An 18,955-nucleotide genomic window follows, 5' to 3' on the forward strand; every position below is an offset into this window, starting at 1 on the left:
TATTTATGGGACATATTCATGGATAAGCCTTTGAAGTCTTTCATCAGTTTGTTGTAATAGCCTAAGTCCAAGTAGTTATCTGGATTATCCGCAAATTTGCATACATAGAGGGAACATAAGATCAACTCCTTTTCTTTATTTGAGATAGTGGCTTTTCCCCTTCTTTTAATATTTGAGATTCCTTCTATTTGCAAGAATTGGGTTAGTTGATACGCAAAGAAATAGCTGATCTTTCGTCTGGAATCCGCCTTTTCTGCCGCTGATAATGATCTGAGTTCACTGTTGAACCGTTGCTTTTGGCGGTTACTCATCTTCTCTTCTTGTAAACGGATAGCCAAAAAGTCAAGGATCAGTTTATCAGATATAGTATAAGTCTTTTTATTGGCGGTTTTAAATGTCAGTGATTCAATATGAGGATTCTGCTCTAAGAAAGCACAAAATTCATTGTAGGTCTCTTGGTGTGTCTTTTGTGATACAAGTAGATTCTTGCAAGCGTCAGTAGTATAGTCATACAGATACAGGATCAGTCCCCAGAACGATTCCTTGTCCAGATTCAAATCAGTTAGAAGTTCCTGTAAACGCTCGTGCTTATCATAGCCTGATCTATTGAATGGGATTGATTTTAGAATATCCTCATACCAATGGGCGAATCCAACGGGATACCAAGTATTCATTAAATACGTCTTGCCATCTTCATCTATTTCTAAGACAGCTTGATATGAACTGAAGTATTTCAGTACATACGCTAATAAAGGGTTGTCTATATCCAGTATCATTTCCTTTTACTTGTTTGATGTGGCAAAATTAAGATAAAAAGAATCCCGTCTCCATTTCTGGGAACAGGATTCTTTGGTTTAGAGTAGGTTTTTCATTGCGTCTTCCATCTGCTCATTACCGAAGCTGTCCAGATAGATTTGTGTTACTCTCTCTGAACTGTGCCCTAAAGCCTCACAGATTAAAGAGGTATTCACGCCTGATCTCTTTAAGACTGTCGCAAAACTGTGTCTTGCGACGTATGTTGTCAAGTCAATAGAGATATTCAATTCTTTACCAATCTCTTTCAGATATTTATTCACATCTGCTATTACGTCATGTATTCTATATCTCTTCTGGAGTTCTGAAACATGAGTGTCAAATAGGATTGGAAAAATGTATTTACGATCTTTGTTCTGATAATATTGAATAATCTGTATAGCCTTCTCTTGTAAAGGTAACTTGATTAGCTTTTTAGTCTTTTTACGGAAATAGACTAAACGATTGTCGACAATATTATCAGAGGTAAGGAGTGCCATATCCATAAAGTTTATACCACCCATTAAGTAAGAGAAAGTGAATAAATCAAGAGCCAGACGTTTATAAAACTTTTTGGATGAAATTTCATAATTGATAATTTTATGAATTTCTTCTTTTGTAATAGAACGTTTGGCTGTTTCTTGGTGTAGTTTAGAAACTTTGTAACTTCGAAATGGATAATCTTCGGCGTTGACTATTTTCTTTTCAATAGCTAAATTGTAGACAACTCGCAGGGTTCTGAAACGTATGCCAATTGTATTTTCTGCCAGCTTTTTGTTGCGTTGCCATATCTCGTACCGCTTTAGCCAATTGTTAGTTATGTCGGAAAAATAAAGATTAGTACCGTGAGTAAACTCTAATAGTGAATTTAGAACTTGTTTAACGGATAAAGAATATCCTATGCGGTTTTCTTGTTTTAGTTGTTCTATGTACTCTGAGAAAAGTTCTTGTACTGTTTGGTGTTTTTTTACTTTCTCATTCCCTAATACAGATGTCGCTGAATAATCTTTATTTTCCGCTTCTAACCTTGCGATTTTATCCATTACTTCTTTAGTCTTTTTTAGAATCAATTGCTCGATTTGTATTCTATTAGGGCAATTGGGCTTAGGTTTACCTTTCTCGAAGTCCCAAAATTTAGCTTGAATAGATATTCCCAGACTGGAATATTTCCTTTTTCGATTCTGGTTTACACAAATCATGATAGGGTGTTCTCCGTTAGATAGTGTTTTTGATGTGTAACACAGCACATTAAGACTTGTTCTCATCTCTGTTTTCGGTTTACATCTGGTTTACACAGCGGTTTACACAAATGAGTAAAAACAGCGAATTGTAACGATAAAAAGAATTTTTGTTTGTTGGAACAATTACAAATCAGATAGGGCGGTTAGAGTAGTACAAATAACTCTTTCATGCTTAATAATGAAATGGTGATTTATCCGTATTCTCTTATTTGGTAGTTTGAGAATCGCTTCTTCTTTATGAGTGACTGTGGTCGCAACTGATTGATACATAAAGTAAAAAGCCCCGCTATTCCTAAGAATAACGAGGCCTTTTGGAAGCGAGCGGAAGACGGGACTCGAACCCGCGACCCTAACCTTGGCAAGGTTATGCTCTACCAACTGAGCTACTTCCGCAAAACATGTTTGCTCAAACTTGTGTACTCGAAGCGGGACTTGAACCCGCACAGCCGCAATGGCCAAAGGATTTTAAGTCCTTCGTGTCTACCGATTCCACCATTCGAGCATCCACCTCTTCTCTAAGAGTTGAGCGGAAGACGGGACTCGAACCCGCGACCCTAACCTTGGCAAGGTTATGCTCTACCAACTGAGCTACTTCCGCATTGTTTGTTTCTCTTTTGCGAGTGCAAAGGTAGTACAAATATTTATACTACCAAACATTTCCGGTGAAAAATTTAATTATGGATGTAAATTTTATTACCGTTTGTATCGACGACATATTGTTTGAGGGCTTGTTTCTCCTCAGCGCAAGGCCCTTCCACCGGATTGCCGATACCGTTTAAAAGTTCAAATTTACTACCGCATTTCGGGCAGATGGCGTATACGGCGGATTCGTCCACCTCTACGATGACATTAGCGGATGCCTCATGAGGACAAGCGGCATCGAACGCAAAGAATGCACCGGTTCCGTTACTGGACAATCCATGATAGACCAATACGCCTCCAAACCCTGTTTGCTCGCCAGCTTGGTCTACATCTTTAGAGGTGTAGATCTTATAAGCCTGTATTGCATTCAACGCTTTATCTTGATAAGTCAGATCTAGTTCCAGATAGACCGCACGATAGGGAATACGAGTCTCTATCGTATCTGCGCAAGATAATAGCGTAAACAAGATCAAAAGTGGAAATATCCGTCTTATCTTATCCATGGACCAATTTCTTTTCAGCCTCGTTCATCCGTTCGAAAGAGAAAGAACCTATCACACTACGCATCATGGTGGCGATTGGTTCGTTACATAGATTACCGATACTGCCTTCGTGTGTATGGTTAACGCTCTTCGAAGGAACGAATTTACCGGCCTCGATATCCAAACCTACTTGCTTATAAGCGTCACGGAAAGGCATTCCGGCCAAGACACGGCGGTTCACTTCTTCCACGCTAAACAAGAGAGAATATTTATCATCGTCCAATATATGCTCGTTTACTTTCACCTCACGCATCATATGAGTTACCATGCGTAAGCAATCCTTCAGCTCGTTGAAAGCCGGTAGGAAAACTTCCTTGATGATCTGGAGATCCCGGAAGTAACCGGAAGGAAGATTATTGCTGATCAAGATGATTTGCTGAGGCAAGCCTTGAAGCTTATTGCATTTGGCACGTGTCAACTCAAATACATCCGGATTCTTCTTATGCGGCATGATACTGGAGCCGGTCGTGAACTGATCCGGCAGTTTGATGAAGCCAAAGTTCTGGCTATTGAACATACAAGCGTCGAACGCTAACTTGGAGAGCGTAGCGGCGATACCCGCCATAGCGAAAGCTACGGTGCGTTCCATCTTGCCACGTCCCATCTGGGCGTATACCACGTTGTAGTCCAGCGAGTCGAAACCTAATAAATCCGTAGTCATCTGGCGGTTTAGCGGGAAGGATGAACCATATCCGGCGGCGGAACCCAGCGGGTTACGGTTGCAAATACGGTATGCGGCTTGCATAAGTTGCAAATCATCTACCAAGCTCTCCGCGTAAGCGCCGAACCAAAGTCCGAACGAAGAGGGCATAGCTACCTGTAGATGCGTATATCCGGGAAGCAGTACATCCTTGTACCGGTTACTCTGGGAGATCAAAACGTCGAACAAGCCGGAAACCAACTCAACCAATTCTTGTATTTGCGAACGGGTGAAAAGCTTCAGATCCAATAAGACCTGATCATTACGGGAACGCCCGCTATGGATCTTCTTGCCCATATCGCCCAAACGACGTGTAAGCATGAGTTCCACTTGCGAGTGCACATCCTCGATGCCTTCCTCGATGATGAATTCTCCACGATCCGCTACGGCGTATATATTCCGTAATTCTGCTAATAAGACGTTTAGTTCCTCTTTAGTCAACAAACCGATACTTTCCAGCATCGTGATATGCGCCATAGAGCCTAATACGTCATATTTAGCGAGGTAAAGATCCATCTCACGGTCCTTACCTACCGTGAATATATCTACTTCATGATCTACCTGTACATTTTTTTCCCAAAGTTTCTGAGCCATAATGAAAAAGGAATTAATAAGGCAAGGAGGCGATAACGGTCGAGATTTTATCCACAGCCTCTTGCAAAGGTTTCGATACCATTGGTTTCAAGAACGGATTCAGATCGGCACGAACCGTGATTTTTAACCGTGTGTCGTCCTCGGCCACCTGTTTCAATTGTATCCACAAGAAAAGGGGAACAGGAGAGTTGGTCGTCGTGAACTTGATTAATTTATTCGGCTCTCTTTCTACGATCTGGAAGGTAATCTTACCAACGGGATCGACAGCGAAACTACAGGTATCGCTGTCGAACTCAAAATTTTTTATTTTATCTTGCGGGATGCGATCCTTGATACGTTCCAAGTTGGAAAGATCGGACAACATCGTGAAGATACGTTCATCATTGTGTGGGATCTGTTTGACCTCACTCACAAATTCTTCAGTCATTGAGTGTCTTTTTGTTTATTACTTATTTCGGGTCCCAGTTAGCCGGATCTTTACGCCATTCCTGAAGAACCGCGATCTCAGACTCATCGATGTAATGCGTACGGACAGCTTCTTCCAAGACTGCGTCGTAGTTACTCAATGTAGTCAATGTTACTTTAGCGTCTTTGAAAGCGGCTTCCGCTACAGGGAATCCATAGGTAAAGATAGCTACCATACCCGCTACATCGCAACCAAAGTTACGTACGGCCTGTACGGCTTTCAAGCTACTACCTCCGGTAGATACCAAATCCTCGATGATCACTACTTTAGAACCCGGTTTCAATTCTCCCTCGATAAGGTTTTCCAATCCATGATCTTTTGGCGTAGAGCGGATGTATACGAATGGCAATCCTAATAAATCGGCTACTAAAGCACCTTGAGCGATTGCGCCTGTAGCAACACCGGCAATGGCATCTACGTTCTCGAATTTTTCACTAATCACACGAGCCAACTCCAATTTGATGAAGCTACGAACGACCGGATAAGAAAGAGTCTTTCGGTTGTCATTGTAGATCGGAGATTTCCAGCCGGATGCCCAAGTAAACGGATTGGCCGGTTGCAACTTTACGGCTTTAATCTTTAATAATTTTTCTGCTACTAAACTTTCCAGTGTTTTCATACAATCCTATATTTATATCAGTCTGCAAAAATAGATAAACTGAATGACATTACCTTGAATATCGTACGTTAATTTTTTATTAATATTTATGCGACAGACAGGGCTAAAATGCTGATGCGTATGCCCGGAATCCCTGATAAAGCCTTTGCGCAAGCGGAAATCGTGGCTCCGGTTGTGATCACGTCGTCTATGAGCAGGATATGTTTGTTTTTTAAGCTTTCCGGATGAATGACATTAAAAATAGAACATACATTTAACCAACGGTCGTAAATGGCCTTACGAGTTTGGGTACTTGTGTGGGTGGTGCGGGCTAGACTTTGCGTATCGATGGGGATATCCCATATGGAACGGATACCGGAGGCGATCCATTCGGACTGGTTGTAACCTCTTTGCCGTTTTTTGCGGGGATGCAGGGGAACGGGGATAAGGAGGTCTACGGTACATATCGGGCTGTGATCCGCTTGGAGCTCTCTCGCTATCTGCCGTCCGAGTAGATAGCCCAACTCTTTATTATCATGGTATTTGAGCGAGTGGATCAGGCTTTGTACTTTTCCGCCTTTCTCGTATCGTAGATAAGCGGTGGCATATTCGATCCGGTTCTTTCCGATAAAAAGTTGCTCGACGGGGTTGTTCGCCTGTTGATGATATCCCGTGTGCGGCAGGTCGCATAGGCATTTCAGGCAAATTTGTTCTTCTCCCTCGACGAGTGGTCGTTTACATATTTTACATAAGTTTGGGAAAAACAGGTTGAGCAGATTATTCCATGTCGTCGGCATAATCCTCGCAGTCTATTCCTTTGAATAATTGGCTTAGGCAATCCAACGTGATCCGGCTTTCGAAACCTCGTCCGGCGGCGAAACGGAGTAACTTGTTGAATAGGTCCCGCTCGTCTTTTCCTTTTGTCGATTTCTTTTTGCTTTTTAGTAAATCGAGTAAGATGGAGCGATATTCTCCCTCGTCGATGGCGGCGAGCGATTCTTCCCGGATCGGGGAGGGGATGTTTTTCTTATAAAGCTCGTAGCCTATTTTTACCCGTCCCCATTTATTGAATCGTAGCTTATCGTTCACGAAGAAACGGGTGTAACGGGATTCGTCGATAAACCGCTCTTTCAGCAAGCGGGCGATGATACGCTCGGAGGCGTCGGGAGGAAGTCCGGCGGCATCGATCTTTTTCTGTACGTCTTGTATGCAGCGTTCGGCGGCGGAGCAATAGGCGGCTGCCCGGTGCAACATCTCGGGTTCGGTTATCTCTTTCATATTTTTGCTTTTACGATCCGGTCTTTTCCGTATAAATCTTGTATTAATTCGACTTCGGTGTAATTCTCTTGACGTAGCATCGCTACGGTCTCTTTTCCGCAAAGGGCGTTGATCTCGAAGTAAAGATGCCCGCCTTCCACCAAATGCCTTTGTCCGAAGCGGGCGATGGCCCGGTAAAAGAGAAGCGGATCGTCATCGGGAACGAACAAGGCCAGGTGAGGCTCGTTCTCCAAAACGTTCGCTTCCATGGTCGCTTTCTCCTTATTCATTATATAAGGAGGGTTGCTGACGATGCAATTGAAGTTGCCTATAGGAGAAACAGCGGTTTCTTCCGTATGGGATTTTGGTTTCATGTACGTGAAACTTTTGTTTTCCTTACGTGAAACTTTTGTTTCTTCTACGTGAAACTTTAGTTTTCCTTGCATGAAACTGGGATAACCTTCGGAAAGGATATCCAATTCGAGGAAAGATACGGAAACTTGATTCAGTCGGGCGTTCTCCTCGGCCACGGCGAGCGCTTCGGGTGATATATCTACCGCCGCTACCTCAGCCTTCGGAAGATGTTTCGCCAAGGAAATAGCGATACAGCCGCTTCCCGTACCAATATCTAATATACGAGGGGCTTGGCCTCGGTAGTCCGTGATGATCCGCTCGACCAACTCGGCGGTTTCCGGGCGGGGAATCAATACGTCCGGCGTCACCTTAAACTCCATCCCGTAAAAATCCGCTATGCCTAATAAGTATTGTATGGGCTTGTATAAACGCAGTCCTTCTACAATCTCCTTGATTTTAAATTTCTCCGTATCAGATAATTCTTTACCTTTGCCTAACAGGAGTTGATGGGTAGAAAGGCCGCAAACACGTTCCATGATGAGCCGGACGAGCGCTTGGGCTTCGCCGGGAGGATAAATATCTTTGAGGGAATTTCGGATGTAGGCGATGGTCTCAGTCATATCTTACTCTTGTTTTATCGCGAAAGTAGTGTAAAAACCGTTTATATGCAAAGATTATGATAGAGGTTGAAGAGAAATACATGGCTCGTTGCATCGAGTTGGCTAAAGGAGGGAGGGGAAATGTCAGTCCGAATCCGATGGTTGGCGCGGTGGTTGTGCATAAGGGCCGTATTATCGGTGAGGGATTTCACAGGAAATGTGGGGAGGCGCATGCAGAGGTGAATGCTATCGCTTCCGTGAAAGACGAGTCTTTGTTGAAAGACAGTACGATTTATGTGAGTCTGGAGCCTTGCTCTCATTATGGGAAGACGCCTCCTTGCGCCGAGTTGATTATCCGGAAAGGGATTCCACGGGTGGTGGTCGGTTGCTTGGATCCTTTTCCCGAGGTGTCGGGGCGAGGCGTGCGGATGTTGCGTGAGGCCGGTGTCGAGGTCGTCACAGGCGTGATGGAGGAAGAAGCCCGTGTGTTGAACAAGGCGTTTATGACGCTACAAACGAAAGGCCGTCCTTATATTATCTTGAAATGGGCGCAGAGCGAGGATGGGTTTATCGATCGTTTGCGTACGGACGTGTCGGAGCCGGTCACGGTTTTGTCTTCTCCGGAGACTTCCCGCTTGGTGCATAAACTTCGCTCGGAGGTGGTGGCTATCATGGTCGGTACACGGACCGCTTTATTGGACAATCCTTCATTGAACGTGCGCCATTGGTCCGGTAATTCCCCAGTCAGGGTCGTATTGGATCGCCGGCTCGTTATTCCCGATTCTTATCGGTTGCTGAATGGTTCCTCACGTACATTAATATTTACGGAGAAGGAAGTGGAAAACCGAGAGAACGTGGAGTATATCCGGATAGATTTCGAGGGTCCGGTGATCCGGCAAGTGCTAGATCATCTTGCTGTCCGGAAGTTGGATTCCTTATTGGTGGAAGGTGGGACTCAGCTGATTAATTCTTTTGTGGAAGCGGATGTATGGGACGAGGCGAGGGTGGAAACGGCCCCGGTTCGCCTGTATCAAGGGGTGCATGCGCCGATGCTTGGAAAGGAGGCTGTTAGCGGCATCTCCGGACGTTCTGTTATGAGCATTAAAAAATCATAACTATGAAATTTTAAATCATAACGATGAGTTCGAAAAATCATAACTATGAATTTTAAGGCTCATATAATCAACTAAAATATTATAAATATTAGCAGGTATTAGGGTGAAAGCAAAAAATGTTTCTACTTTTGTGCCTTTATATGCGACAAACTTATGTTTTTGATGAAAAATAAATTAGTACTATTTATAACAGGTTGTTTTGCATTAGTGTTGTCTTCTTGTTTGAAATCAGAAGATGTCACTGATATAGAATTGGTTAAGAACTGCCAAATATCCTCTTTTAAGCTAAGTAGTGATTCTATCTCGGGGTTGGATACCGTGAAGTTTACGATCGACCAACTGACGGGGCGGATTTTTAACATTGACTCTCTGCCTTTTGGCACGAAGATCGAGAAAGTTGTTTGTACGATTACGGCAGCCAGTAGCTATGCGCTTAGCGGTATAGAGGTAAGCCCGTATGCTTATCCGGACTCTACTTATTACTTAAACAATTTATCAGACTCCATTAATTTCTCCGCTCCGGTAAAGTTCGTGGTTCATGCGTATGACCAAGTCACGACAAAAGTCTATATGGCGCAGGTGAATATCCATCAAGTGGTTCCGGACTCTATGGTTTGGAGTATGTACGCGAATCCTATGATTGGCATTACCGTGAAGGATCAGAAGGTGGTAACCTACGATTATAATGGATCGGAGAATTACTTTATGTATGTGAAACCCGCCGAGTCCGGTAAACCTTACCAATTATATTACGCTCCGGTAAGCGCGCCTAAGGGCTGGCAGTCATTATCCTTGACCGGTCTGCCTTCCGATGGGCTTTTGATCTCCCAGATTACCGAGTATAACAATGCTTTATATGTGCCGGCTACAAATGGCACTTTATATAGATCCGAGGATGGCTTGACTTGGAGCGCTGTAGAGAACGCCCCTTCCGTGAAATACGTTTTGGGTAGCGTGAAGCAGGGCACGAAACAGCCTTCCGCCTTAGCTACGATCGTGGATCAGGAAGGAAAGCTAGCGTTCTATGCGATGAACGAATCCATGGAGTGGATCGCCGGAGATGCGGTGCCTAGCGGATTCCCTGTTACCGGATTTAGCAATCTCCAATATGCCGCAATGTATCATGAGTACTTGATGACCGCCAGCGGACGTACCGTGGACAACCAAGTGGTTAATACGACTTGGGCGACCATGGATGGTATCTCTTGGGCGTTGATGGCTTCCGGTGACGCAAACTTCACGAAGCGTGAGGGAGCGATGATCACGAATTATGACGATAAGTTTTTCTTGATCGGAGGTATCGACGCTTCGAACAAGGCATTGAAAGATATGTATCAATCGATAGATTATGGTATTTCTTGGTCGTTGATCGACTCGATGGTGGTGTTACCGACCGACTATGCGGCGAGAGGCTTTTCCTCAATTATTGTGGATAAAGAGAATTTCGTGAACATTTTCGGAGGAAAGACCAGCACTGGTTCCAATGACTTGAACCAACTTTGGAGAGGCCGTATCAATCGTTTGATCCCGAAGGAATAGAAAAGTTCGATAGGAGATGTATAATTTTATGAGGCTTTTAGCGTTAGAAAAAGAAGTGTGGTATATATAACAGCAAGGCTTATGACTTCAACTTTTTTTCAGCGGCTTCTCATAATCATCCTATTAGCGGGTACGATCCCTACGCTTTGGGCGCAGGAATATAAGTACGAGATCGGTGGTATGGCTGGTGGTGCCTTTTATATGGGTGACGCCAACAAGAATACGATATTTAAAGGAATGAATCCGGCGGTGGGAGCCGTGTTCCGGTATAACATCAACTTTCGTTGGGCCTTGAAAGCCAACTTGATGTGGGGACAGGTTTCCGGTAAGACCGAAGGTATGGAGAACGTTTTTCCGAATAATGCCCAAACCTCTTTCAACCGTAGTATCATGGAGTTGGGGGGACAGGCGGAGTTCAACTTTTTCCCGTATAGCGATAAGTTCGACTATGCGGGGGCGAAGCGTTTCTCTCCTTATGTCTTGGTGGGCATTGGGCTGACGGTGGCTCCGGGTGGCGGGAAGACTTTCGCCAGCCCGAATATTCCTTTAGGCGTGGGCATGAAATATAAGATCAAGAACCGCCTTAATTTAGGGTGCGAGTTCTCGTTTCGTAAGTTATTTGGCGATGGCCTAGAGGGAAAGGACATGTTGGACGATCCGTATGGTGTTAAGGGTAGCGCTCTTAAGAATAAAGATTGGTACTCTTTCTTGTTGTTGTCTGTTACATGGGATTTCGGCCCGAGGTGCCGTACTTGTAACAATGCGAAAAATATAAGTGAATATTAGTAAGATAAAAAATGTCGTTGATTGAGAAAATAGACAAGAATCGCTTGCCACGGCACGTGGCAATTATTATGGACGGGAACGGACGTTGGGCCAAGGCGAAGGGGAAAGACCGTAGCTTCGGGCATCAGGAAGGCGTTGTTTCGGTCCGTAAGATTATGGATGCGGTCACTCAACTCGGATTGAAATATCTGACGTTGTACACTTTCTCTACCGAGAACTGGAATCGTCCGGAAGAAGAGGTCCAAGCGCTGATGAGCTTGCTGGTCTCCGCCATTCACCGGGAGACTCCGGACATGATGAAGAAAAACGTCCGCCTTACCGCCATAGGCGACCTCTCCCGCTTGCGTGAGGATGCATATAATACATTGCAAGAATGTATCGATATGACTTCGGCGAACACGGGAACCACACTTGTTCTGGCGCTTAGTTATTCTTCCCGGTGGGAGATCACCAGAGCGGCTAGGCAACTCGCCCAAGAGGTCTTGGAACAGAAAATAAACCCCAATGATATAACCGAGGCCATGGTCTCGGACCACTTGACGACCAAGAATATCCCCGATCCCGATCTTTTGATACGGACCGGAGGAGAGAAACGCATCAGTAACTTCTTGCTATGGCAGTTGTCATATGCTGAATTCTTCTTTACGGATGTGTTTTGGCCGGATTTCAGAGAAGAAGAGTTGTATGAGGCTATATTGTATTACCAGCAACGTGAGCGTCGTTTCGGTAAGACAAGTGAGCAATTAATCTTATAAACAATAGCTGTTATATGTACAAAAGAATAGTGCTGTTTTTTATTTGCTTGGGTTTCGCTTGCGGTGCGTTTGCCCAAGAAATAGACACTACCCAAGTTGAGGCGCCGGCAGAAGTGCCGGTCATTTCGTACTCGTTGGCCGCGAAGAAATACAAGATCGCGGATATAAAGATTACGGGTATCAAGAATTATGATGATTTTGTGTTGATCGGCTTCTCGGGCTTGTCGGTAGGCGATGAGATTACCGTACCGGGAGAGGAGATCACTACAGCAGTGAAGCGTTTTTGGAAACATGGCTTGTTTTCGGATGTGAAGATCTTGGCGACGAAGATCGAGGGCGACCAGATTTGGCTGGAGATCCAGCTGAAGCAACGTCCGCGTATCTCGCAAGTCAATTACCACGGGATCAAGAAAGGCGAGCGTGAGGACTTGGAGGCGAAGCTGGGCTTGAAGAAAGGTTTCCAGGTGACGCCGAACGTCATGGACCGTGCCAAGATCGTGATCCAGAAGTTCTTCGATGGCAAAGGCTTTAAGAACGTGGATGTCGAGATCGAGCAAAAGGACGATCCCGCAAATGAAGGCGAGGTGATCGTGGATATCAATATTGATAAGAATGAAAAGACCAAGATCCATCGTATCTATTTTGAGGGTAACGAAAAACTGACTGCCCGGGAGTTGAAGAAGGCGATGAAGAAGACGAACGAGAAGTTCAGCTTGCCGAACGACTGGAAAACCAGTATCATGGAGATGTTCAGCACGAAGAAGTTCACGACTGAGGAATATGAGAACGATAAGAAAAATATAATCGCTAAATATAACGAGCATGGTTATCGCGACGCCGTATTGTTGTCCGATAGCGTAGCGAACTTTAACGAGAAGAAGGTAGATATCTTCTTGAAAGTGGATGAAGGTGAGAAATACTATTTGAAAGATATTCGCTTCGTGGGTAATACGCAATATTCTACGGACTATTTGATGGCCGTGTTGGGTATGAAGCCAGGCGAGGTGTATAATCAAAAGAAATTGAACGAACGTTTGAGTACGGATGAGGATGCCGTTTCGAATGTCTATTTTAATAACGGTTATTTGTTCTTCAACGCCGATCCGGTAGAGGTGGATGTAGCGAATGACTCTATCTCGTTGGAGATCCGTATCCAAGAGGGTCCGCAGGCGACGATCAACCGTATTATCATTAATGGTAATGACCGTTTGTATGAGGACATCGTTCGCCGTGAGTTGCGTACCAAGCCGGGTATGTTGTTCAGCCGTGACGACTTGATGCGTTCCGTTCGTGAGTTGGCTCAGATGGGACACTTCGACCCGGAAAACATGAATCCGGTGCCGCTGCCTGATCCTGAGAATGGAACCGTGGATATCGAGTATAACTTGGTTTCCAAGGCGAATGACCAGATCGAGTTCTCCGCAGGTTGGGGACAGACGGGTGTGATCGGTAAGTTAAGTTTGAAGTTTACGAACTTCTCTATGAAGAACTTCTTGAACCCGAAAACCTATAAGGGCATCATCCCGCAAGGTGAGGGACAGACATTGACCTTGAGCGGCCAGACGAACGGGCGTTATTATCAGGCTTACAGCATCTCCTTCATGGATCCTTGGTTCGGCGGTAAACGACCGAATACGTTGTCTGTCAGCGCTTATTTCTCAAAGCAAACCGATATCAGTAGCAATTACTTGAGCAATTCCGGCTATGGTTATGGCGGTTATCCGTATTACGGTGGTTATGGCGGTTATGGTGGTTACGGCTACGGTAGTAACTATTATGGCAATAATTACTACAACAATAGTTATGAGTACGCTTACGACCCGGATAAATCGATCATGATGCTTGGTATCGCTGCCGGTTATGGTAAACGCTTGAATTGGCCGGACGACTACTTCCAGTTCATGGCGACGTTGAACTATCAGTTGTATATGATGCATGATTGGGACTATTTCTTGGTTAATAACGGAAATTGCCATAATATCAACTTGGAGTTGATGTTGCAACGTAATTCTATCGATAACCCGTTGTATACTCGTAAGGGGTCACAATTCATGTTGTCCGTAGCGGCTACGCCTCCTTATTCTTTGTTTGATAATAAGGATTATGGGGCGATGTCAAGCTCAGACCCGGATAAGTATAAATTCATCGAGTATCATAAATGGAAGTTCAAAGCGAAGATATTCTCTCCGTTGGCTCCGTTGACCGTGAAACGTACGCCGGTATTGATGACCCGTGTTGAGTATGGTTTCTTGGGTACCTATAATAAGGATAAGAAATCTCCGTTCGAGACCTTCTATATGGGTGGTGACGGTATGAGTGGTTACTCCAGTACCTATGCTCAGGAAACGATCGGTTTGAGAGGTTATGAGAATGGTAGTATCGCCGGTAATGGTGGTTACAACTCTTATGGATACGCTTATTCTCGTTTGGCTATGGAGTTGAGATATCCGTTCTTGCTGGAGCCTTCCTCTACGATCTACGGATTGGTATTTGTGGAGGCTGGTAACGCTTGGACTGATTTGAAGAATTTTAATCCGTTTAACTTGAAACGCTCCGCCGGTGTCGGTGTCCGTATATTCTTGCCGATGATCGGTTTGATGGGACTCGACTGGGCTTATGGTTTCGACGAGCCGAATTATGGATCTAATGGTAAACGTAGCGGTAGTAACCTGCACTTTATCATCGGACAGGAATTCTAAAATATAGATCGGGTATAGCTTCGTATGTAGAGACGGGGCGTGTTCCGTATGTGGAGACGGGGCACGCCCCGTCTCTACATTTAAATAAATACTTTTAACGAATATTGGTAGGCTGTAAGTAAACCCTCTGTTATATTTGCAGTCATAAAGTAGAACTATAAATAAAGAGAGTATGAAAAAGATTATCACATTGAGCTGTCTGATGTTGCTTTGTTCTTTTGCCGGCATGGCACAGAAGTTCGCTTTAATCGACATGGAATATATATTGAAGAATATTCCGGCTTACGAAATGACCAATGAGCAGTTGAGCCAAGTTTCCAAGAAATGGCAAAATGAGGTGGAAGCGATTCAGCAAGAAGCTCAGAATATGTATAAGAATTATCAGAGCGATCTGGTATTCCTCTCCGCCGAGATGAAAACGAAACGTGAGGAAGAGATCGTGAAGAAAGAGCAAGAGGCGCAAGATCTGAAACGTAAATATTTCGGTCCTGAGGGTGAGTTATATAAGAAACGCGAGAGTTTGATGAAACCGATTCAAGACGAGGTGTATAATGCGGTGAAAGAAATCTCGGAAGACAAGGGATATCAAATTGTTTGGGATCGAGCTTCAGCTATGAGCATTATTTTCGCTTCTCCGAAGATCGATATCAGTAATGAAGTGCTGATTAAGTTAGGATATTCAAAATAAATGCTTACATTTGTGCGCTTTATGCATGAAAAGTGTGAAAGCTTGATTAATAACAAAGTAATTATATAGTAAAAATGAAGAAACTTATTGTTTTATTGTTGATGATTCTCCCGTTGGGAGCTATCGCTCAGGAAGTTAAAATTGCGTTTGTAAAAACTCAAGAGGTGTTTATGGCTATGCCGGAGGTATCTGGTATGGAAAAACAAATGGCAGACTTGAATGAGAAATATAGAGTTGAATTGAAGCAAATGCAAGATGAATACCAAAAGAAATATTCAGACTTCGTAGCGCAGCAAGATTCATTAACAGAAAATATCAAGTTGAGAAGAATGCAAGAGATTCAAGATATCCAAGAACGTATGGATAACTTCGTTCAGGTAGCTCAGCAAGACGTACAAAAGAAACAACAAGAATTATTGCAACCGATCCAACAGAAGTTGCACGAGGCTATCCAGAAGGTAGGCGAGGAGAAGGGATATACGTATATCATCGATCCGGCAGCTTTGCTTTATACGGGTACTAACGCAGTAGACGCAACTCCGTTTGTTCGTACGAAACTCGGTTTGTAATTAGCGAGAAAATTTATTCTATAGAATAAAAGAGGGGGTGTTTTCCGAAAGGATTGCACCCTTTGTACTTTATAAAAGAAGGTTTCTGATATGTTTCCACAAACTCCCGGTCCGATCGGTCTTTTTGATTCAGGTTATGGCGGACTTACGATTTTCGATAAGATTCATCAGTTGATGCCCGGTTATGATTACGTTTATCTGGGCGATAACGCACGTTCTCCTTATGGAACCCGTTCGTTCGAGGTTGTTTATCAATTTACCCGTCAGGCGGTATCGCGCTTGTTTGAGTCGGGTTGCCAATTGGTGATCTTGGCTTGTAATACGGCATCGGCGAAAGCGCTTCGTACGATCCAACAAAAAGACTTGCCTACATGGGATCCCGATCGTCGGGTATTGGGAGTCATCCGTCCTACAGTTGAGTTAGTGGATACAATCAGCCGTACCAAACATATCGGTATCGTAGGTACGAGCGGTACGATTACGTCCAATTCTTATACGATCGAGATTGGCAGGATGTACCCACATATCCAAGTGACAGGCGAGGCTTGCCCCATGTGGGTTCCTTTGGTGGAGAATAATGAGTTTAATTCCCCGGGAGCGGATTATTTCGTGAAAAAGCATATCGACCATCTATTATCCGTAGATCCGCAAATCGATACGCTTATCTTGGGATGTACTCACTATCCCCTTTTGATGGATAAGATCCGTGCTTTTCTTCCTTCCGGCATCACCCTATTCTCGCAAGGCGAGCATGTAGCGGAGAGTTTGCGAGATTATTTAGGGCGTCACCCGGAAATGGATCGTAAACTCACGAAGGGAGGAAGTTGCCGTTTTCTTACCACGGAGTCGGCAGAGAAGTTTTCTGAGGCGGCCTCTATCTTCATGAATACTCCGGTCTCGGTTTCCCAGATCGAGCTATAACGCCCCTAGGCCCTATGAGGGAGATGTATATGAACGCTATTTATACTTCCCTCCTTCCTTATGAATACTTGAAAGATATCGGATGAATTCATTTGTATATCTAGTATAATTCTACAGATCACGCCGTGGTCTGTAGAGTTCACGGCGTGGTTTGTATAGTTCACGTTGTGGTCTGTACAGACCATAACGTGAATTAGAAAATAAAACAAGGAGCGAGAACGTATAGGTATAGAAAGAAATAGGTATAATACCTTATCCTATCTTAAATTCTTGCCGGACGTCTGCCTTCTACGGAAAAGTTAGATGCTTTCTTATTGGATGCTCTTTCCAAAAGGAGCCAAGGCTAAAGCTGCCATCTTAAAATGTTGCATGCCGAAAGGGATGCCGATGATCGTGATACATAGCAAAAGGCCGAATCCTAGATGCGTAAGGCAAATCCAAAAGCCTCCGACGAATATCCAGATAATGTTCATGATAAGTGACAAGCATCCTCCGGAATTGCCCTCGTCTACGACACGGCTGCCAAAAGGCCATAAAGCCAGTATCGCTAATTTTAAGGTCTGGAGGCCAAAAGGTATACCAATGATCGTTATCATTAGTATTAGGCTGGATATCAGATATTCTACACTTGTTATAATCCCTCCGAAGAGTAACCATATTATATTCCCCAAGAATTTCATACGCTAGTTATTTAAATGGTTGATACTATCTTTCTCATATATAACAGATGCTTTACTAACTGTGGCTACATGAAAGCTATCTATTTCCGCCAAGATTTGCCGCTTAACGAAAGCGAAACTATCCCTATAGGCCGGTTTCACCGGTTCAGAAGGGGGAGCTTCCATTTTTAGCGGATCGATAGGCTGCCCGTTTTTGTGGACACGGAAGTCTAGGTGCGGCCCGGTAGAGAGTCCGGTGGAGCCTACATAAGCGATTTCTTGGCCTTGTTGCACATGGCTGCCTACTTGGATTCCTTTGGCGAAGCGGCTTAAGTGCATATAAGTCGTGGTGTATACGGAGTTATGTTTCACTTTCAGGAAATTGCCCCCGCCGTTTTGATATCCCTTGGCGATAACTGTACCAGCTCCGATGCTGCGTACCGGTGTACCGGCCGGTGCCGCGTAATCAACCCCATGATGCGCCCGGTATCGTTTGAGGATCGGGTGGAAACGGGCGTTCGTAAAACGGGATGTGATCCGGAAAAAGTCCAGCGGTGCTTTCAGGAACGCCTTGCGAAGGCTGTTCCCTTCCTCATCGAAGTATTCGAAGATACTGTCTTGGGTGAAAGGAATCGCTACAAACTCTTTGCCTTGATGCGTAAAGATCGCCCCCTCGATAGAGGCGATGCTCAAGGCGGTGGTATCGTCGATGTAAGCCTCATTGTATAGAACCTTGAAGGAGTCTCCATCCTTGATATCGAAGAAATCGATTTGCCAAGCGTACACGTCCGATATCTTGATCGCCAGATACGGATCACCTCCATTGGCCTTGATCACGTTCCATAGGGAAGAGTTTAAGACTCCTTCCGTATATTTTTTCTTGAGGGTGATCGGCTTATTAAATTCATAGGCGTTGATCGTATCTCCGGTCAAGTCGATTACGGCATAATCGGTCAGCGACTTGGCGAAGGCGATATATCGGATCGTCTCTAAGGAATCTACCGTGGAAAATGTGTAATAAGGCATGCCGGCTCGCAGTTTCGTCGGATCGAGGACATGGGTGGATGCCCTGCTGATACTGTCTGCTTTCAAGGCCGTGAAGCCCAGCCCGGAGAAGATGGAGGCGGGATTATCCCCGTTTTTCATCAAATACTCTTTTACGTCCAAGGAATCGATACAGATGCCGTATTGATACAGATGTTGTGAGCTATCCACCCACTGCGTATCCATGTCTGCGTCTTCCGTGGGCTGTTGGGGCTGTTTGCAGGAGAAACAACTCATCAACATGACTAATACGATACATATAGGTAGTTTCTTGTCCATTTGTCTTCGTTTGTTCATCAAAAATTATTCAACCGGATACAAACTTACGGAAAATCTCTGGAAAAGGCTAATAAAAAGGTCGAAAAGTCTTCGTAACGCCTGTTTATAAGGCATTT

The 18,955-nt window shown here is 44.4% G+C and carries 19 protein-coding genes and 3 tRNA genes; 8 read left to right on the top strand and 14 right to left on the bottom strand.

Annotation, left to right across the window (positions count from 1 at the left end):
* The 12 genes from D7V92_RS20630 to D7V92_RS20685 all read right to left on the bottom strand — a co-directional run.
* The coding region (locus tag D7V92_RS20630; RefSeq protein WP_147441533.1) for a hypothetical protein at positions 1-776 on the bottom strand (776 nt) is incomplete at its 3' end.
* A gap of 78 nt (positions 777-854) precedes the next feature.
* On the bottom strand, positions 855-2,057 hold the full coding sequence (locus D7V92_RS20635) for a site-specific integrase (RefSeq protein ID WP_121773676.1): 1,203 nt from the start codon (positions 2,055-2,057) through the stop codon (positions 855-857).
* 296 nt (positions 2,058-2,353) lie between these two features.
* Positions 2,354-2,426, bottom strand: a tRNA-Gly gene (locus D7V92_RS20640).
* A gap of 24 nt (positions 2,427-2,450) precedes the next feature.
* Positions 2,451-2,535, bottom strand: a tRNA-Leu gene (locus D7V92_RS20645).
* A 23-nt stretch (positions 2,536-2,558) separates the two neighbouring features.
* Positions 2,559-2,631, bottom strand: a tRNA-Gly gene (locus D7V92_RS20650).
* 73 nt (positions 2,632-2,704) lie between these two features.
* A complete protein-coding gene (locus D7V92_RS20655; protein WP_008772666.1) occupies positions 2,705-3,178 on the bottom strand; it encodes a (2Fe-2S)-binding protein in 474 nt (157 codons plus the stop codon).
* On the bottom strand, positions 3,171-4,511 hold the full coding sequence (gene argH / locus D7V92_RS20660) for an argininosuccinate lyase (RefSeq protein WP_008772665.1): 1,341 nt from the start codon (positions 4,509-4,511) through the stop codon (positions 3,171-3,173). Before argH ends, D7V92_RS20655 begins: the two co-directional genes overlap by 8 nt.
* A gap of 13 nt (positions 4,512-4,524) precedes the next feature.
* Positions 4,525-4,938 carry a polyketide cyclase gene (locus D7V92_RS20665; RefSeq protein ID WP_005858994.1) on the bottom strand — a complete coding sequence of 138 codons (414 nt, stop codon included), beginning with the start codon at positions 4,936-4,938 and terminating at the stop codon, positions 4,525-4,527.
* Between the two features lie 22 nt (positions 4,939-4,960).
* On the bottom strand, positions 4,961-5,596 hold the full coding sequence (gene pyrE / locus D7V92_RS20670; RefSeq protein WP_005858992.1) for an orotate phosphoribosyltransferase: 636 nt from the start codon (positions 5,594-5,596) through the stop codon (positions 4,961-4,963).
* A gap of 86 nt (positions 5,597-5,682) precedes the next feature.
* Positions 5,683-6,372, bottom strand: a complete 690-nt coding sequence (locus D7V92_RS20675; RefSeq protein WP_005858990.1) for a ComF family protein — start codon at positions 6,370-6,372, stop codon at positions 5,683-5,685.
* Positions 6,353-6,853: a regulatory protein RecX gene (locus tag D7V92_RS20680; protein ID WP_008779317.1), complete on the bottom strand. Its 501-nt coding sequence runs from the start codon at positions 6,851-6,853 to the stop codon at positions 6,353-6,355. The genes D7V92_RS20675 and D7V92_RS20680 overlap by 20 nt, the downstream gene beginning before the upstream one ends.
* On the bottom strand, positions 6,850-7,806 hold the full coding sequence (locus D7V92_RS20685; RefSeq protein WP_008772661.1) for a HemK/PrmC family methyltransferase: 957 nt from the start codon (positions 7,804-7,806) through the stop codon (positions 6,850-6,852). The genes D7V92_RS20680 and D7V92_RS20685 overlap by 4 nt, the downstream gene beginning before the upstream one ends.
* 56 nt (positions 7,807-7,862) lie before the next feature.
* Between D7V92_RS20685 and ribD the strand changes: the two genes are divergently transcribed.
* The 8 genes from ribD (at position 7,863) to murI (ending at position 16,857) form a co-directional block, all read left to right on the top strand.
* Entirely contained in the window at positions 7,863-8,900 is a 1,038-nt protein-coding gene (gene ribD, locus D7V92_RS20690) for a bifunctional diaminohydroxyphosphoribosylaminopyrimidine deaminase/5-amino-6-(5-phosphoribosylamino)uracil reductase RibD (protein ID WP_121773677.1), read from the top strand.
* 162 nt (positions 8,901-9,062) lie between these two features.
* Positions 9,063-10,439, top strand: coding sequence for a DUF6242 domain-containing protein (locus D7V92_RS20695; protein ID WP_036653426.1), 1,377 nt, complete (start codon positions 9,063-9,065; stop codon positions 10,437-10,439).
* 81 nt (positions 10,440-10,520) lie between these two features.
* Positions 10,521-11,225, top strand: coding sequence for a DUF6089 family protein (locus D7V92_RS20700; RefSeq protein WP_005858980.1), 705 nt, complete (start codon positions 10,521-10,523; stop codon positions 11,223-11,225).
* Positions 11,226-11,236: 11 nt separating this feature from the next.
* Positions 11,237-11,980, top strand: coding sequence for an isoprenyl transferase (locus D7V92_RS20705; RefSeq protein ID WP_008772657.1), 744 nt, complete (start codon positions 11,237-11,239; stop codon positions 11,978-11,980).
* A 14-nt stretch (positions 11,981-11,994) separates the two neighbouring features.
* The gene (gene bamA / locus D7V92_RS20710; protein ID WP_036612390.1) at positions 11,995-14,679 is read left to right on the top strand and encodes an outer membrane protein assembly factor BamA; all 2,685 of its coding nucleotides are present in this window, start codon (positions 11,995-11,997) and stop codon (positions 14,677-14,679) included.
* A 172-nt stretch (positions 14,680-14,851) separates the two neighbouring features.
* Positions 14,852-15,367 (top strand): OmpH family outer membrane protein, encoded by a 516-nt coding sequence (locus D7V92_RS20715; protein ID WP_005858974.1) that lies wholly within the window; start codon positions 14,852-14,854, stop codon positions 15,365-15,367.
* A 74-nt stretch (positions 15,368-15,441) separates the two neighbouring features.
* Positions 15,442-15,936 carry an OmpH family outer membrane protein gene (locus tag D7V92_RS20720; protein WP_005858972.1) on the top strand — a complete coding sequence of 165 codons (495 nt, stop codon included), beginning with the start codon at positions 15,442-15,444 and terminating at the stop codon, positions 15,934-15,936.
* A gap of 90 nt (positions 15,937-16,026) precedes the next feature.
* The gene (gene murI / locus D7V92_RS20725; RefSeq protein ID WP_087346629.1) at positions 16,027-16,857 is read left to right on the top strand and encodes a glutamate racemase; all 831 of its coding nucleotides are present in this window, start codon (positions 16,027-16,029) and stop codon (positions 16,855-16,857) included.
* 311 nt (positions 16,858-17,168) lie between these two features.
* Here the strand turns inward: murI and D7V92_RS20730 are convergent, their stop codons facing one another.
* Positions 17,169-17,537, bottom strand: a complete 369-nt coding sequence (locus tag D7V92_RS20730) for a YccF domain-containing protein (RefSeq protein WP_005867901.1) — start codon at positions 17,535-17,537, stop codon at positions 17,169-17,171.
* Positions 17,538-17,540: 3 nt separating this feature from the next.
* Positions 17,541-18,839, bottom strand: a complete 1,299-nt coding sequence (locus tag D7V92_RS20735) for a M23 family metallopeptidase (RefSeq protein ID WP_057327869.1) — start codon at positions 18,837-18,839, stop codon at positions 17,541-17,543.
* Positions 18,840-18,955 lie beyond the last annotated feature (116 nt).

It is taken from the genome of Parabacteroides sp. CH2-D42-20 (assembly GCF_003670185.1).
GTDB classification, from domain to species: domain Bacteria; phylum Bacteroidota; class Bacteroidia; order Bacteroidales; family Tannerellaceae; genus Parabacteroides; species Parabacteroides distasonis.

What these genes read in the sequence shown, in the direction of transcription:
- D7V92_RS20720 (WP_005858972.1), top strand. Translation starts at nt 15,442, where the DNA reads ATGAAGAAACTTATTGTTTTATTGTTGATGATTCTCCCGTTGGGAGCT.
- D7V92_RS20685 (WP_008772661.1), bottom strand. Translation starts at nt 7,806, where the DNA reads ATGACTGAGACCATCGCCTACATCCGAAATTCCCTCAAAGATATTTAT.
- argH (WP_008772665.1), bottom strand. Translation starts at nt 4,511, where the DNA reads ATGGCTCAGAAACTTTGGGAAAAAAATGTACAGGTAGATCATGAAGTA.
- pyrE (WP_005858992.1), bottom strand. Translation starts at nt 5,596, where the DNA reads ATGAAAACACTGGAAAGTTTAGTAGCAGAAAAATTATTAAAGATTAAA.
- D7V92_RS20735 (WP_057327869.1), bottom strand. Translation starts at nt 18,839, where the DNA reads ATGGACAAGAAACTACCTATATGTATCGTATTAGTCATGTTGATGAGT.
- D7V92_RS20655 (WP_008772666.1), bottom strand. Translation starts at nt 3,178, where the DNA reads ATGGATAAGATAAGACGGATATTTCCACTTTTGATCTTGTTTACGCTA.
- ribD (WP_121773677.1), top strand. Translation starts at nt 7,863, where the DNA reads ATGATAGAGGTTGAAGAGAAATACATGGCTCGTTGCATCGAGTTGGCT.
- D7V92_RS20635 (WP_121773676.1), bottom strand. Translation starts at nt 2,057, where the DNA reads ATGAGAACAAGTCTTAATGTGCTGTGTTACACATCAAAAACACTATCT.
- D7V92_RS20665 (WP_005858994.1), bottom strand. Translation starts at nt 4,938, where the DNA reads ATGACTGAAGAATTTGTGAGTGAGGTCAAACAGATCCCACACAATGAT.
- D7V92_RS20705 (WP_008772657.1), top strand. Translation starts at nt 11,237, where the DNA reads ATGTCGTTGATTGAGAAAATAGACAAGAATCGCTTGCCACGGCACGTG.
- bamA (WP_036612390.1), top strand. Translation starts at nt 11,995, where the DNA reads ATGTACAAAAGAATAGTGCTGTTTTTTATTTGCTTGGGTTTCGCTTGC.
- D7V92_RS20730 (WP_005867901.1), bottom strand. Translation starts at nt 17,537, where the DNA reads ATGAAATTCTTGGGGAATATAATATGGTTACTCTTCGGAGGGATTATA.
- D7V92_RS20680 (WP_008779317.1), bottom strand. Translation starts at nt 6,853, where the DNA reads ATGAAAGAGATAACCGAACCCGAGATGTTGCACCGGGCAGCCGCCTAT.
- murI (WP_087346629.1), top strand. Translation starts at nt 16,027, where the DNA reads ATGTTTCCACAAACTCCCGGTCCGATCGGTCTTTTTGATTCAGGTTAT.
- D7V92_RS20700 (WP_005858980.1), top strand. Translation starts at nt 10,521, where the DNA reads ATGACTTCAACTTTTTTTCAGCGGCTTCTCATAATCATCCTATTAGCG.
- D7V92_RS20695 (WP_036653426.1), top strand. Translation starts at nt 9,063, where the DNA reads ATGAAAAATAAATTAGTACTATTTATAACAGGTTGTTTTGCATTAGTG.
- D7V92_RS20715 (WP_005858974.1), top strand. Translation starts at nt 14,852, where the DNA reads ATGAAAAAGATTATCACATTGAGCTGTCTGATGTTGCTTTGTTCTTTT.
- D7V92_RS20675 (WP_005858990.1), bottom strand. Translation starts at nt 6,372, where the DNA reads ATGCCGACGACATGGAATAATCTGCTCAACCTGTTTTTCCCAAACTTA.